Annotated in this window: 12 protein-coding genes and 3 pseudogenes; 7 read left to right on the top strand and 8 right to left on the bottom strand. The window is 68.1% G+C overall.

Annotation, left to right across the window (positions count from 1 at the left end; genetic code table 11):
* Window positions 1-1,221: 1,221 nt before the first annotated feature.
* The 5 genes from ACFPQ9_RS23100 to ACFPQ9_RS23080 all read right to left on the bottom strand — a co-directional run bounded on the left by ACFPQ9_RS23100 (window position 1,222) and on the right by ACFPQ9_RS23080 (window position 6,678).
* On the bottom strand, window positions 1,222-1,635 hold the full coding sequence (locus ACFPQ9_RS23100; protein WP_380856259.1) for a cupin domain-containing protein: 414 nt from the start codon (window positions 1,633-1,635) through the stop codon (window positions 1,222-1,224).
* Between the two features lie 496 nt (window positions 1,636-2,131).
* Window positions 2,132-2,353: a hypothetical protein gene (locus ACFPQ9_RS23095; RefSeq protein ID WP_380856256.1), complete on the bottom strand. Its 222-nt coding sequence runs from the start codon at window positions 2,351-2,353 to the stop codon at window positions 2,132-2,134.
* A 244-nt stretch (window positions 2,354-2,597) separates the two neighbouring features.
* A complete protein-coding gene (locus ACFPQ9_RS23090) occupies window positions 2,598-3,848 on the bottom strand; it encodes a hypothetical protein (RefSeq protein ID WP_380856253.1) in 1,251 nt (416 codons plus the stop codon).
* Between the two features lie 651 nt (window positions 3,849-4,499).
* On the bottom strand, window positions 4,500-5,657 hold the full coding sequence (locus ACFPQ9_RS23085) for a serine hydrolase domain-containing protein (protein WP_380856250.1): 1,158 nt from the start codon (window positions 5,655-5,657) through the stop codon (window positions 4,500-4,502).
* Window positions 5,658-5,715: 58 nt separating this feature from the next.
* Window positions 5,716-6,678: a threonine ammonia-lyase gene (locus tag ACFPQ9_RS23080; protein ID WP_380856247.1), complete on the bottom strand. Its 963-nt coding sequence runs from the start codon at window positions 6,676-6,678 to the stop codon at window positions 5,716-5,718.
* A 122-nt stretch (window positions 6,679-6,800) separates the two neighbouring features.
* Here ACFPQ9_RS23080 and ACFPQ9_RS23075 point away from each other — a divergent pair.
* The 3 genes and pseudogenes from ACFPQ9_RS23075 to ACFPQ9_RS23065 form a co-directional block, all read left to right on the top strand.
* Window positions 6,801-7,433: pseudogene (locus tag ACFPQ9_RS23075) on the top strand (RNA-guided endonuclease TnpB family protein); the annotation flags it as partial.
* On the top strand, window positions 7,422-7,631 hold the full coding sequence (locus ACFPQ9_RS23070) for a DUF4287 domain-containing protein (RefSeq protein WP_380856301.1): 210 nt from the start codon (window positions 7,422-7,424) through the stop codon (window positions 7,629-7,631). The pseudogene ACFPQ9_RS23075 and the gene ACFPQ9_RS23070, both read left to right, overlap by 12 nt.
* Window positions 7,632-7,682: 51 nt before the next feature.
* Window positions 7,683-8,423 carry a VOC family protein gene (locus tag ACFPQ9_RS23065; RefSeq protein ID WP_380856244.1) on the top strand — a complete coding sequence of 247 codons (741 nt, stop codon included), beginning with the start codon at window positions 7,683-7,685 and terminating at the stop codon, window positions 8,421-8,423.
* 15 nt (window positions 8,424-8,438) lie between these two features.
* Here ACFPQ9_RS23065 and ACFPQ9_RS23060 read toward each other — a convergent pair.
* Window positions 8,439-8,663, bottom strand: a pseudogene (locus ACFPQ9_RS23060) (WhiB family transcriptional regulator); the annotation flags it as partial.
* Window positions 8,664-8,709: 46 nt separating this feature from the next.
* On the opposite strand from ACFPQ9_RS23060, the pseudogene ACFPQ9_RS23055 reads away from it, so the two are divergent.
* Window positions 8,710-9,006, top strand: a pseudogene (locus ACFPQ9_RS23055) (SAM-dependent methyltransferase); the annotation flags it as partial.
* A 60-nt stretch (window positions 9,007-9,066) separates the two neighbouring features.
* Here the strand turns inward: ACFPQ9_RS23055 and ACFPQ9_RS23050 are convergent.
* Entirely contained in the window at window positions 9,067-9,339 is a 273-nt protein-coding gene (locus ACFPQ9_RS23050; protein WP_380856241.1) for a hypothetical protein, read from the bottom strand.
* Window positions 9,340-9,571: 232 nt separating this feature from the next.
* On the opposite strand from ACFPQ9_RS23050, the gene ACFPQ9_RS23045 reads away from it, so the two are divergent.
* Entirely contained in the window at window positions 9,572-10,234 is a 663-nt protein-coding gene (locus ACFPQ9_RS23045) for an NADPH-dependent F420 reductase (RefSeq protein WP_380856238.1), read from the top strand.
* Between the two features lie 46 nt (window positions 10,235-10,280).
* Here ACFPQ9_RS23045 and ACFPQ9_RS23040 read toward each other — a convergent pair whose 3' ends face one another.
* Window positions 10,281-11,306 (bottom strand): LacI family DNA-binding transcriptional regulator, encoded by a 1,026-nt coding sequence (locus ACFPQ9_RS23040; RefSeq protein WP_380856235.1) that lies wholly within the window; start codon window positions 11,304-11,306, stop codon window positions 10,281-10,283.
* 300 nt (window positions 11,307-11,606) lie between these two features.
* On the opposite strand from ACFPQ9_RS23040, the gene ACFPQ9_RS23035 reads away from it, so the two are divergent.
* Entirely contained in the window at window positions 11,607-12,917 is a 1,311-nt protein-coding gene (locus ACFPQ9_RS23035; protein ID WP_380856232.1) for an ABC transporter substrate-binding protein, read from the top strand.
* A 93-nt stretch (window positions 12,918-13,010) separates the two neighbouring features.
* Window positions 13,011-14,006 carry a carbohydrate ABC transporter permease gene (locus ACFPQ9_RS23030; protein WP_380856229.1) on the top strand — a complete coding sequence of 332 codons (996 nt, stop codon included), beginning with the start codon at window positions 13,011-13,013 and terminating at the stop codon, window positions 14,004-14,006.
* The last annotated feature ends 10 nt before the right edge of the window (window positions 14,007-14,016 follow it).

The following is a 14,016-nucleotide window of genomic DNA, read 5'->3' as shown; positions in this document are numbered from 1 at the left end:
CTTGCTACACTCGAAAGCAAGCCTTTGACCAGCGGGAATAGCGAACTGCAACTGGAGTATTAGACGGCGTCCGGAGGGCGGGCGAACCGGTGTACCCCTTGCAGCTCCTCGCGGGAGCGGGCGCGTGCCAGCCGCGGGGAAGGCTGCGGACCATGATGCGGCGTACGCACTCGACGACGCCCTCGCCCGCCGCCGGATGCTGGAAGTCTTCAGCAACTGCTCAGCCACCAGCGCGTGTTGGAGCCGAGGCATGAGGAAATTTGCCTGGCTGTGGGCCGACGGCTTCGCCGGACGTCCCTCGCCAGTGCGTCACCGCGGGCGGCCTTTGTCCCTGAGCCGACGTGGACCCTTCGCCCGCCTGATCAGCGGCTTGACCCCCACTTCAGCGTCCAGCCCTGGAACTCCTCGTCAAGCCGTGCGCGAACGAACCGCGCTTCAACTCCCGCTTCTGCCCCCTACGCATGGTCGAGGCAGATGCTGCGGCCGACACTCCGTCCGCCTTTCTGCCGCCGATTACCGGGCCGGGGCGCTACCTGGTTCTTCTGGAGCATCGTCGATAGGCACATTCCTGACGGATGACTTTCCAGGAGGCATCTCGTCTGTCCTCATTGGGGGCGGAGGAAGTGGGGGATGCGGAGGAGGAGGGGGAAGGGTGCGTCGGATGCGTGTACCGACCAGGATCGAAGGGAAAAGGAAACCGACAACACTGCCGCTACCGACGCCGAGCAGCGCAGAAAATAGAAGATCGGTACTCATCCCGGCCTCGAACGCCTTCGGCATCCCGACGACGAGAAAGCCGATCGCACTCATGGCTAATGCGCCTCGCCGTCGGTCACGTAAGTCCGGAGGGTTGCACTTCAATTCTGTTCCTCTCGTTTCGTTTGCCCGGTTCCCCGGTAAGGGCGCGCGAGAGGCCCGACTGTCTCGCACGCCCTATCAAGTATGACTCTGGGTCACCTCCCAGTCCTTACGAAGATCGCGAGGCGCCCCCACGGTTAGGCCAGCGGCGGTGCCCCCTTTGCGCCAAGACGCTCAAGACCGCGCCGACACGAGAGGCACCAGGCCGATTGCGAGCTCGGGCGAAACAGGCACCGACGCGATCCCGTGGTCATCCTCCCGTTCGCCCCACCCGCGCCTCACCGCCCGGAAGTGTCGGTAGCGGCGAGGACACGGGAAGGCATGAGGAACTGCGACCAGCAGAGCGACCCGCAGTTTTTGCGGTCACGAAGACGGTGTCGCCCGTAGGTGCCGCCGTTCCGCCAACTCCTGCGCGCTCACCACGGTGAGAACCGGTGTTCCCGGCGGCGCGAACATCGTCACCACCAACTGCGACTGCGCATCAGGGAGATTGTTGGCGCCCTGGTAATGGATCACATCACCCCCGGGCTCGAACAGAGCGTCGCCGGCCTTGAGCACCCGGGGCATCTGCCCCTCTAGCTCAAAGAGGATCTCGCCCTCGGTGACGTATCCGAAAAGCGGTCCGGGATGCCGGTGCGGCGGTGCACCGGGATCACCCGGCGCCAGAGTGACGCGGATCGTCCGGGCCTCGGCACCGGCCGGGATCCAGGCCGCCGCCTCGGACCGCGTGGTGATCACCTCAACGCCCGGCGGCAAATGCACACCCTCAACACTCATCTCTCTCCTCCACAAACAGGGACTGTCCACAGCAACGACAGGACAGCCTCCCCATCTGTGACAGCACGGCTCCGCGGACCAGCCCAGAGCTCGTCGACGACCCGGGATCGGTCCGCTGTGGCCGGACCGGACGCCGAAGCACGGAGGGCGGTGTCGGGATCACCGGGAGGTGATCGATGCGATCGGGTGGAAGTCTCAGACCGGCTCGCATTGGGTGCGGTCACCTGCCCGTCGAGTACGGCTCGTGGATGGCGACCTGGACCGGGTCTTCGCGGTCGGCTCCACGATCGTGCGGGCACCATCACGCGGCCTGGGCCGGCAGAAGGGCCTCGGCCGCCGAGCCCGGTCACCACGCGATCCGACGCTCACGTGGCGGCGGCGGACGAAGAAAAGCCACCTTCGAGAAGACCGCCACCGTATTCCGAGCCGGGCTCCCACATCGCCGGCTTCTTCATCCGGTCAACTCGACTGAGCCACGGGAAACTACTGGCAGTTGTCAGTTCCATGGCTCCCGGTACGGGTTTTCACCCAGCACCTTCGCCGCGGCCACGCAGAGGTCTTCGCCGTAGAGCTGGTTGCTGCCCCATTCGGAGCCCCACAGGTCGGACGCGGCTTGGGCCACAGCGCGCCAGGAGAACTCCTCATCGCAGCGCCACATGCGAATCCGAACGGCCATCTCCGGAGTGATCGTCGCGGGATCCACAGTGTTGTGTGCCATTCCACCAACCCTAAGGCTTGCCCGGCAATGGTCGCAGAGCGGAGTCGGCCGACTCCGCGTCTGCCCCCTCGGGGCATCCAGCGAGGGCGATGTTGTGCAGGTGCGCGATGCGCGTCTGTGCTCCGTCAACCACAGTTGCCTCTTGAACACTTGATGGACCAGGTTGCCCTTGATCCTCTCTCATGCACCGGCCAGGACGACAGCCTCGGCCTGGCATACGGGACAGCCCTTGGGCCGGAAAGCCTCAGTAGCCGAACCGGTCCCACTTCGGGCTGAGTGCGATCTCCCGCAGTTGCTCGATCGTCAGAGCCGGGGTCGAGCGGGTCGGAGTGCCGCGGCTGGCGGGGTTGTAGGCACTGATCACGACGCGGAGACCGTCGGCCCGCATGGTGTCGACGGTCCTCATCACGCTGGCCGCGACACCCTTGTCGCCGGGCCCCTGGCGGGTGGCCACCTTGGTGCCGTCGGGCAGGGTCTCGGCGTCGGCGCCGTACAACTCGTCGGCGACGTCGGCCGTGGTGTCTTGCTGGACGTTGATCAGGACCGTGGTCTCGATCGGGACGATGTTCCTGGCCTCGGCGTCGTAGACATTGACGTACGGGTAATCGGAGCGAATGTCGAACACCTTGAGGTCCTTGGGGAGGAGGGGCACGAGGGTGCCCATGACCGCGGCGACGGTCGGCCCCTCGCCCTCGCTCGGCGCGGGTGTCTGCGTCCGGCGCTTCATCTCGTTCTCGACGACGGCGTCGGCGACCCGCCGCCACACCGGCGCCGTGACCACCTCTTTCAACTGCCCGCCGGACAGGGGAGGTTCGGCCCGGCTGATGGGAGCGCCCGCCGGGGCGGCGGAGTTCCATTCCGTGACGGAGATGTACTGCCCGCTCGGGGTGAGCAGGGCAGCCGACCACACCATGGTGTCGGTGCGGCGGTCGTCGCGATCCACGTACTGCTTGAGCAGCGTCACGCGCGAGGTGTCGGGCAGTTGAGTGGTGACGCAGCTGTCGAACTCCGTCTGGGCCGTGGTCGGACAGCCGATGGTCAGCTCGGCCTGGGCATCAAAGACCCCAGGGCGGACCGGCTCGAACCGGGTGAAGCCGATGCCGATGGCCGCTGGGCCCTCGCCGTCGTCGTAGACGACCTCCGCCTCGTACGGGCTGTCCGCTGCGCCCAGTCTGTTCGGCTCGGTGATCCTGCCCTGGGGCAGCAGACCTTTGAGCGTGGCAACCAGGTCGGCCCTGGAGGTGGGGTCGGGAGCCGATTTCGCGGAGGAGTGCCGCGGGTCGTCGCCCCAGGCCCCGAGTTCCATCCCACCCACCACGACGAGGGCGATACCGACCGCGCCGGCCACCGCCGCGGTCAGCCGTCCCAGCCGCCGCCCGCGCGTCGTCCCCGCGGCGACGACCGCGGTCCGATGGTCACCGGAGCCGGCACCACCATCATGCGGAGCAGGACCGAGCCGTCCGTCGAACTGGTCCTCGTCGCGTTCCTCGGACATGGAAGAACCACCGTTTCTCGAAGCGAAGGGGCGTGTGTCAGGGGCGCGGGCCGGTCGATCAGTAAGCCGCGGAACGGGCCGAGGTGTTCACCCGAGCAGTTTGCGAAACCGTCCGTTGCCCGGGTGCACCGTGTTCGCGCCACCGTCGAACTGGCGTGGATGGCTGCCCGGGCGAATAGCGATCGCCCGATGTCCGCCGTATTCACGATCTCCGGCATCCGGGTCGGCAGTCCTGTCTTCACCGCCGGGCGTCACCGCTCCGGCAGCCGCCCGCGTCACGCCCGTCCTGCATCCTTCTCGCCCCGGTCGCACCACGCATCGTCCTGATCACTTGAGCACCTTCACCCGGCCATCCACACCAGTCCGACCCATGGCACCTGGCGCAGGTTGCTCGCTCCTGACGGAAAGATCCGAACCGATGGAGGTCTTCGCGGAACAGGCATTCGGCTGTCATGCGTCATCCCTGCGTGAGTCATCCGGCATTCATCTCGCGACACCTGTCCGGCTGCGTGTGGCGTGCCCGGTTCAGGGATGGCGAGACGCCGAACGGCCGGCAGACCGCACCGAAACGACCATGCGGGTGTAGGCGTCGACAAGATCTGAAAGAGAGTGCCTGTCTGGCCATCGAGGAGGTCGCCGTCCAGCGGTCCGTCACTGAGCTGACCGGCGCTCTGCCACACTCCGCCAGAAGTCCCGCATCAGCGGCGTCGGGGACGGATTCGTCATCCCCACCTGGGTCAGCAGGATCGCGATCGTTCCCGTGGTCGGGACGATGTGTGCCGTCGTGCCCGTGCCGCCGACCCAGCCGTAGCGGCCCGGGACGTTCCAGGGGTCGGCCGGGGTGACGTCGACCTGGCCGCCGTAGCCCCAGCCCTGGCCCTCCAGGAACAGGGTGACGTCGGCGCGTTGCTCGGCAGAGAGGTGGTTGGTCGTCATGCGGCTGACCGAGGTGGGGGTGAGGAGGCGGTGGCCGTTGCCCTCGCCGGCGTTCAGCAGCATGCGGCCGAAGGCCAGCCAGTCGTCGGCCGTGGAGACGAGGCCTCCGCCGCCGGAGTGGAAGCGCGGGACGCGGCTCCACAGTCCGTCGGGGGCGTCCGTCAGTTCAGGAGGGCCGTCCGGGACCGGGGTGTAGAACGAGGTGAAGCGGTGCCGCTTCGACTCGGGTACGGCGAAGGCCGTGTCCTGCATGCCCAGCGGCTCGAAGATCCGTTCCGCGAGGAAGTCGGGGAGCGTGCGGCCCGAGGCGCGGGCGACCAGGATCCCCTGGAGGTCGGACGAGGTGCCGTAGAGCCAGCCGTCTGACGGCTGGTGGAGCATCGGTACCTGCGCCAGGAGGCTCAGCCAGGTGTCCGCGTCGGGCCAGTCCTGAAGGGCGCGGCCGTCCTTCTGCACCGTGAACAGGGACTGCACGGCCGGGAGTGAGAAGTCGGCGGGAAAGCCCCAGCCGGTGCGGGAGCTGAGCAGGTCCTCGACGGTGACCGGACGGATCGCCGGGACGACGTCCCCGACGGGCGCGTCAGGTGTGCGCACCACGCTCGGCTTCGCCAGCTCCGGCAGCCACTCCTCGACCGGCGCGTCCAGAGCGAGCCGCCCCTCCTCCACCAGGATCAGAACGGCAGCCGCCGTGATCGGCTTGGTGATGGACGCGATGCGGAAGAGCGTGTCCCGCGCCATGGGGGCGGTGCCGTCGAAGTCCACCGAGCCGACGGTCACCACCTCCACATCGTCGTCGCGGGCCACGAGGCCGACGGCGCCCGGCACCGTCCCGTCGTCGACGTACCGGTGCAGGGTGTCGTGCAAGGCGTTCATCGGGCGGCCTTCCGGTCGAGGTGGTCGTACCGTGTACGACTGCCGGGCCGCCGCGGATTCATCGGCCGACCCAGCGGTGATAGACGTCCATGTCGACGTTGCTGCCGCAGACGATGGTGACCGCGTGCCGGCCGGCGAAGCGGGCAGGGTCTTCGAGGATCGCCGCGATGCCGAGTGCGGCCGAGGGTTCGACGACGAGGCCGGCGTGGTCCAGGAGCAACCGCATGCCGGCGATGATCGACGTCTCCTGGACCAGTACGGCGTCGTCGGCGACCACGAGGAGGTCGTCCAGGACGGCCGGGATGGGGCATCGGCCGGCGACGCCGTCGGCGATGGTGTCGGTCGAGTCGGTGGTGACGACGCGCCGCACGTGCCACGAGCGGGTCATCGCCGGTGCGCCCCGCGGCTGGACGCAGATGACCTCGACCTCGGGCGCCAAGGCCTTCACCACATGCCCCACCCCGGTCGCCAGCGCCCCGCCGCCGAGAGCGATCATCACGGTGTCGAAGGACGGCACGGTGTCCACCAGCTCCAGACCGATGGTCGCCGCGCCCTCGCAGGTCTCGATGTCCAGGCTGTCCTCGACCAGCCGAATGCCGTCGTGGCGGGCGATGGCCACCGCCCGCTCGCGCGCCATCTCATGGTCGCCGTCCACCAGCTCCAGCGTGGCGTCCAGTGCCCGGATGCGGGCGAGTTTGGCCGCGGTCGCGAAGCGGGATGCCACCACGGTCACGTCGAGGCCCCGGCCGCGGCCGGACCAGGCGAGGGCCTGGCCGAGGTTGCCCGCACTGGCGCACACCACGGCCCGCGGGCCGTGGTCGGCGAGCAGGCACGCGACCACCTCGGTGCCGCGGGCCTTGAAGCTGCGGACCGGGTTCGCCGTTTCGAGCTTGATGCTCACCGTGCAGCCGAGGGCGGGCTCCAGCGCCTCGCAGCGGTACAGCGGAGTGTCGAGGAAGACCGGGTCGATCACCCGGCGGGCCGCCCGGATCCGGGCCGTGTTCAGGCGCGTCTCCTGCACGACACAGCAGCGTAGCGCCGTCGGCGCTCGGCAATGTCACATCCGCTCGGTAGATAGCCCCGCCGGACAGGACCTCCGCAGACGTTGGCAAAGGGCGCACTTCGAGGTGCCACAGGACCAGACACTTCGCGGTCCTTTCCGACGGGACGAAGATCGACAACCCACGCTTCCTGCGCCGGGCAGAGAAGCGCCTCAGGCGCGCACAGCAGTCCCTGTCCCGTAAGGAGAAGGGCTCCCAGAACAAGGAGAAGGCCCGGCTTCACGTCGCCCGCGCTCACGCACGGGTGGCCGATGCGAGGCGCGAGTCTCACCACCAGCTCTCCACCGAGCTGATCAGCGACAACCAAGCGGTCGCGGTCGAAGACCTGGCAGTCAAAGCACTCGCCCGAACACACCTGGCCAAGTCTGTACACGACGCCGCATGGTCGGCGTTCGTCGCAACGCTGGAGTACAAGGCCGCCAAGTTCGGCCGATCCTTCCATCTCATCGGCCGGTTCGAGCCCACTTCTCAAGTGTGCTCGTCCTGCGGCATCAAGGACGGCCCCAAGCCCCTCCACGTCCGCGTATGGACCTGCCAGGCCTGCGGGACCGTCCTGGACCGAGACATCAACGCGGCGGTCAACGTCGCCAAGGCGGCCGGACTGGCCGTGACAGCCCGTGGGGCGCAGGTAAGACCGGAACATGTGCCGGCACAGCGCGTTGAAGCAGGAACCCACCGAGGCGGTCACCCGACCGCGCCAGGAATCCCTACCCTTAGGCCGGGGAGCGGACGTCAGTTCCCCTCCATCGAGAAGTACGGCGGCCCGATCGCTGAGTGGAAGGAACTCATCCGGGACTCCCCGCTCACCAAGCACATGGAGCTCGTCAGCTGGCTCAAGTCCGAGCACGGCCTGGGCCACGGGCACGCCAACGCCCTCGTCGCCCACACACTCGCCGAGGACGCCTGCAAGTAGTCAGGACGGCCACAAAGGATGCGGTGCGCAGCGGCTCATAGGATGCCTCCCATGGCGCTGCGACCCGTTCACGTGAACATCAAGGCACTCGATGCCTCGGCCGTCGGGCGGTTCTGGGCGGAGGCCCTCGGCTGGAGTGCCTACAACGCCGGCGTGACCACCTATGTCGGTCCCGTCGGCGGGTTCGTCTGGCCGGATCCGGTCTTCCTCGGCATCGACGTCGTTCCTGTCCCGGAGGCCAAGACAGCGACGAAGAACCGTGTGCACCTCGATCTCGCCGCCTCCTCCGCGGCCCATCAGACGGAGTTGGTCGCGCACCTGAGGGATCTTGGTGCGAAGCCCGTCGACGTGGGGCAGGGCGATGTGCCGTGGACGGTTCTCGCCGACCTGGAGGGCAACGAGTTCTGCGTGCTGGAACCCCGGGAGGTCTACCGGGACACCGGGCCGATCGCCGCGATCGTGGTCGATTGCGAGGATCCCCGGTCCATGGCCCGGTTCTGGGGCGAGGCGATGGACTGGACCGTGCACGAAGTGAGCGACGGTCAGGCGGTGTTGCGTTCGACTGCGGGCGTCGGCCCGTATCTGGAGTTCCTCCGCACTCCCGGGGTGAAGACGGTGCCGGACCGTGTCCATCTCGATCTGCTGCCGTACCCGGGGGATGACAAGGCGGCAGAGGTGGAGCGGTTGCGGGCCCTGGGGGCGACGGACCTCGATCTCGGGCAGGGCGACGTCGCGTGGACGTGCTTGAGCGATCCGGAGGGCCACGAGTTCTGTGTCCTCGCTCCGTCCTGATACGGACCTTCGGGGTCAGCCGGCCTTCAGTGTGACGGCCGTTGCGCGAGCAGTGCGCTCGTGTTCGGTGCGGGCCGTTTCCAGGAGGCGTCGCCAGGAGCGGTCCGTCGGCCGCCGCCGTAGCAGGGCCCGGCGTTCCCGCTCGGTCATGACACCCCACACGCCGTACTCGATGCGCTCGTCCAAGGCGTGGGCGAGACACTCGGTTCGTACGGCGCAGCCGCCACGGAGTGCCTTGGCCAGAGGATCGTCATGCCCCGAGTGCTGTCGGACGAGCGCCGCGACCTGGCGTGACCGTGTGCCGTCCGGGAGTTGTTTCTTCGTCAGTCACTTTCGGTCCGGGGACAACTCGGAGACGAGGGAGGCGGAGAAGGTCCTTCAGCGAACTTTCGGCCGGGGCAGGTGGCGCAGTGACCAGGAGATCGAGTCTCTGCTGGACGGCTTGGAGATCCTCGAGCCCGGCATCGTTCCCGCGCCGCTGTGGCGTCCGGATGCGGTCGACACCCAGTGGACCGGCTCCGGCGAACGGGAACTCACCGTCTGGGAGCACCTGATCACGGCCGGGTTGGCCCGCAAGCCTTGAGCCCGACTGTCACGCGGCTACGACTTCGACGCCGAGCGAATACGGGCTTCGTCCCTACAGTCACGAGCAATTGCAGGACAGGGCGTAGAGGAAAAGAACGGCGGTCACGGCAAACGTGGCGGCCGCCGCGCCGGCGAGTCGCTTTCGCCGCCCCGGCCGCTTGGAACGCATCAGTTCCCATGCGCCATAGCCCAGGAAAGCCAACAGGGCACCGCCTACGCGGCCAGTGACGAGCGAGTTGCGCTCCCATCCCCAGAAGAACGCCACGGCCAGTCCGAGCGCGGCAAGGCACGCGACCAGCGTCAGTACTGCCTCCCCGGCGAACTCCTCCACGAGTTCTTTCAGAAACGAGCCAACGCCGCGTATCGCACGAACGACACGACTCCGAGCCACTGGAACAGTCACACGCCCCCGCTTTCGGTCTCCACGGACCGGACCTTACGAAATCTTGACACGCCTCGGTGGAAGGGCAAAAAACGTCCCCACCCAGCGACGGCTCGGAATAGCCATACCCCGTCGCAGGTTGGAGCCATGGTCACGAGCTCTCTGATCCGAAAGGCCTGTCATGAAGATTGGCATCATCGGTGCCGGCAATATCGGCGGCAACCTCACGCGAGTTCTCACCTCGCTCGGGCATGACGTCTCGGTGGCCAACTCACGCGGCCCGCAGACCCTGACCGACCTGGCCAAGGAAACGGGCGCCACGCCGGTCCCAGTGGAGGACGCGGCCCACGGTGCCGAGATCGTCGTCGTCACCGTCCCCGTGAAGGCGGTGCCGAACCTGCCGTCCGGGCTGCTGGACAAGGCGGCCGAGGGCGTCGCGGTCATCGACACCGGCAACTACTACCCCCAGCAGCGTGACGGCCGGATCGCAGGGATCGAGGACGAGGGCCTGACCGAGAGCCGCTGGACGGAGCGTCAGATCGGGCACCCTGTCATCAAGGCGTTCAACGGCACCTACGCCCAGGACATCCTGGATCGCGCCCGTCCGGCCGGTGCCGCCGACCGTATGGCGCTGCCCGTGGCGGGCGACGATCAGGAGGCGAAGCGCAAGGTCATGGCGCTGATCGAGGAACTGGGTTTCGACACGGTCGACGCGGGCGGAATCGACGAGTCCTGGCGTCAGCAGCCCGGCACCCCGGTGTACGGGATGCGAGGCAGCGCCGCGGAGGTCACCGAGGCGCTGGCGGCTGCCGCACCGGAACGGACGCCGGAGTTCCGCGGCTGAGCGACCCCACGACAGCGGGGTCCTGAGACCTGCCTCGGCGGATCGCCTATTCGGGTTCTGCCGAGGACTCCCGCACCACCAACTCCGTCGGCAGCATCAACTGCTGCCGCTCCGCACCCGGTTCGATGATGTCCGCGAGGATGCGGACCATCGCCATGCCCAGTTCCTCCACCGGCTGACGCACCGTCGTCAGAGGCGGATTGGTCCACCGGGCGTGCGGGGAGTCCTCGAAGCCGACGACCGCCACGTCGCCGGGTACCCGCCGTTTCTGGCGGCGCAGTTCCTCCAGTGCGCCGATCGCCATGAGGTCGGAGGCGGCGAATACGGCGTCCAGATCAGGGGCACGTTCAAGAAGCGAACGCATTGCCCGGCTCCCGCTCTCCCAGCTGAAGTCGCCCACCTCGACCAGGGTCTCCTGCGCGGGAACCCCGGCTTCCTGATGGGCCGTTCGCCAGCCTTCGAGGCGGCTGCGGCCGACGTCCATGTCCAGCGGTCCGGCGATGGTGGCCACTTTTCGACGTCCGCCGCGCAGCAGATGCCGTACCGCCTCGGTCGCTCCCCCGGCGTTGTCGGCGTGCACGTAGCTCAGCCGTTCGTCCGCGTCGCGGCGGCCGGCCAGCACGGTGGGCAGGCCCATCTCCTCCAGCATCGCGGGCAGCGGGTCGTCGGAGTGGACGGACACCAGCAGGACCCCGTCCACCCGGCGCTCGGCCACCGACTCGGTCAGCTGCTCGCGTTCGGCCTGGTCCCGGACGAGCATCAGCTGGAGCTGCGTACGGCGGTCGGCGAGGGCCTGGCTGACGCCTCTGATCAGCGCGGCGAAGAACGGTTCCGAGCCGAGTCGGCTCGCCGATTCAGGGATGACCAGCGCGACCGCGTCGGTGCGACTGGTCACGAGGCCACGGGCGACCGAATTGGGTACGTAGTTCAGCTCCTTGATCGCGGCCAGGACCCTGGAGCGGGCGTCGGCACTGACCAGATGCGAGCCGTTCACGACACGGGACACCGTCGTCCGGCCCACGCCGGCACGGGCGGCGACCGTCTTGATCGTCGGACGGCGGTTTCCAGCCATGCGCTCCCCTCCCTGAAGCCGCGGCAGTGTCGACCGCGTAGGTGACCAGCACCAATTCTGGCAGACGGCGACCTCGGGTCAGGCCGTCCGGCCGTCACGAAAGATGAACACGCCGACCGGGCGTCCGCCGCTTCTTGCGTTCAAGTCATTGACAGATCAGCTCGCGCCGGTGAGTCTGCTACGCGTCGATGGGAACGTGCCCACCCAGGAGTGGGCACGTTCCCACCACTCACCGTAGCCGCTGGGTCACCGCTTTCGTGTCCGTCCGATACGACTGCGCCGGCCGTAGGGAGAAGATTCATGAGCAGTCTCGGTACGTCGCGCGGCAAGAGGCCGGCGGCAGCAGCCGCGGCCGTCAGCGTGTTGGCACTCGTCGCCGCTTGCAGCAGCGGCGACGGCTCGGTCACGGGCGGCGGCAAGAAGGACGGCAAGGTCGTCATCACCATGGGCATGTACGGGGTGATGGGCTTCAAGGAGTCGGGCCTGCTGGAGCAGTACGAGAAGGAGAACCCCGACGTCGACATCCAGGCCGAGATAGCCGGTGACGAGCAGACGTACTACACCGCCCTCCAGACCCATCTCGCCGCGGGCAACGGTCTGAAGGACATCCAGGGCATCGAGATCGGCCGTGCGAAGGAGGTGACGGAGACCCAGGCCGCCAAGTTCGCGGACTTCGCCGGCCAGACGGGCACCGACCACTTCCTGCCCTGGAAGCAGTCCCAGATCACCACCAAGGACGGCAAGGTCCTCGGCCTCGGGACCGACAGCGGCCCGATGGCCGTCTGCTACCGCAAGGACTACTTCGAGAAGGCCGGCCTGCCCACCGACCGGGAGGCCGTGGGCAAGCTGTGGGCGGGCGACTGGAAGAAGTACGTCGAGGTCGGCCGCACCTTCGAGAAGAACTACAAGGCCGACAAGGTCGCCTACATGGACTCGGCGAGCGGCCTGTTCAACGCCATGGTCTACGGCTACCCGGAGCAGTACTACGACGAGGGCGGCGACCTCATCTACGCCAAGAACCCGGTCGTCAAGGACGCGTGGAACCTCGCCGCCGACGCCGCTGAGGACGGGCTGAGCGCCAAGCTCCGTCAGTTCCAGCCGGGATGGGACCCGGGACTGGCCAACGGCACGTTCGCCACCGCCGTCTGCCCGGCGTGGATGCTGAGCCACATCAGTGAGAAGGCCGGCCCGGACAACGCGGGCAAGTGGGACGTCGCCAACGCTCCCAAGGGAGCCAACTGGGGCGGCTCCTTCCTCGGCGTGGTGGAGAAGAGCCCGGTCAAGGCCGAGGCGCAGAAGCTCGTCGCATGGCTGACCGCGCCGGAGCAGCAGGCCCACATCTTCAAGAAGCTGGGCAACTTCCCCTCCTCCCGCACCTCCCTCGAGCAGGACGACGTCAAGAACGTCACCTCCGAGTACTTCAGCGGCGCGCCGATCGGCCAGATCTTCGGTAAGGCCGCCCAGGAGATCCCGGACAAGCAGGTCCTCGGCCGCAAGGACGGCACGATCAAGGACACCTTCTCCCAGGGTCTGGCCCTGGTCGAGCAGGGCACCGCGCGTGACAAGGCGTGGAAGACCACCTCGGAGCGCATCGAGAAGGCGGTCGGCTGACCTCGTCGGCCTCCGGCCGCCCGGGGCGCGCACGCCTCCCTGCCGGCGCGCCCCGGGCCCGGCTCAGACATCCGCTCTCAGGAAGGAAACCCGGTGGCCACCTCCACCACGAACGCCCTGGCCGGCGAGGAGCCCCCTGGCCCGTCGCCGAAGCCGGGCACCGGACGCACGGGCCGGCGGCGCAGTGCCCTGCTGCACCGGCTGGACCTCAAGGGCGCGCCGTACGCGTTCGTCGCGCCGTTCTTCGTCGTCTTCGCCGCGTTCAGCTTCTACCCGCTCATCTATACGGCGTGGATCTCGCTGCACGGGGTCGAGCTCGCGACCCTCGACGTCATGCAGTGGGTCGCGCTCGACAACTACGTCGACCTGGTGAACGACTCGCGGTTCTGGAACGCGCTGCGGAACACCATCACCATCGGTGTCATCTCCACGGTGCCGCAGCTGCTGATGGCGCTCGGTCTGGCGCATCTGCTCAACTACCGGATGCGCGCCTCGCTGTTCTTCCGCGTGGCGTCCCTGGTCCCCTACGCCACGTCGGTCGGCGCGGCGGCGCTCGTGTTCACCATGCTCTTCGAACGCGACTTCGGCATGATCAACTGGGCGCTGGGTGTGGTGGGCATCGACCCGCTGGACTGGGAGGCCGACAAATGGCCTGCGCAGGCCGCCATTTCGACCATCGTGATCTGGCGCTGGACCGGCTACAACGCGCTGCTGTATCTGGCCGCTATGCAGGCCATCCCCGCCGAGCGCTACGAGGCGGCCTCCCTCGACGGGGCCTCGCGGTGGAAGCAGTTCACCCACGTCACCATCCCCGGGATCCGCTCCACCGTCGTCTTCACCATCGTGCTCTCCACGATCGGCGCCACCCAGCTCTTCGGTGAGCCGCTGATCTTCGGGCAAGGGCCCAACGGAGTCACCGGCGGCGCCGACAACCAGTACCAGACGCTCGGCCTGCTGCTGTACGAGGAGGGCTGGAAGAACTACCAGATGGGCCGCGCGGCGACCGTGGCCTGGGCGATGTTCCTGCTGCTCGTCCTCGTCTTCGCGGTGCAGCGCCTGATCCGCCGGCTGCGCCCCCGCACGCCCTGACCTGGAGCCC

Source organism: Streptomyces coerulescens (assembly GCF_042657965.1).
GTDB classification, from domain to species: Bacteria; Actinomycetota; Actinomycetes; order Streptomycetales; family Streptomycetaceae; genus Streptomyces; species Streptomyces coerulescens.
Note: the sequence above shows the minus strand (reverse complement) of the source record. Positions and strands in the feature narration are given on the sequence as shown.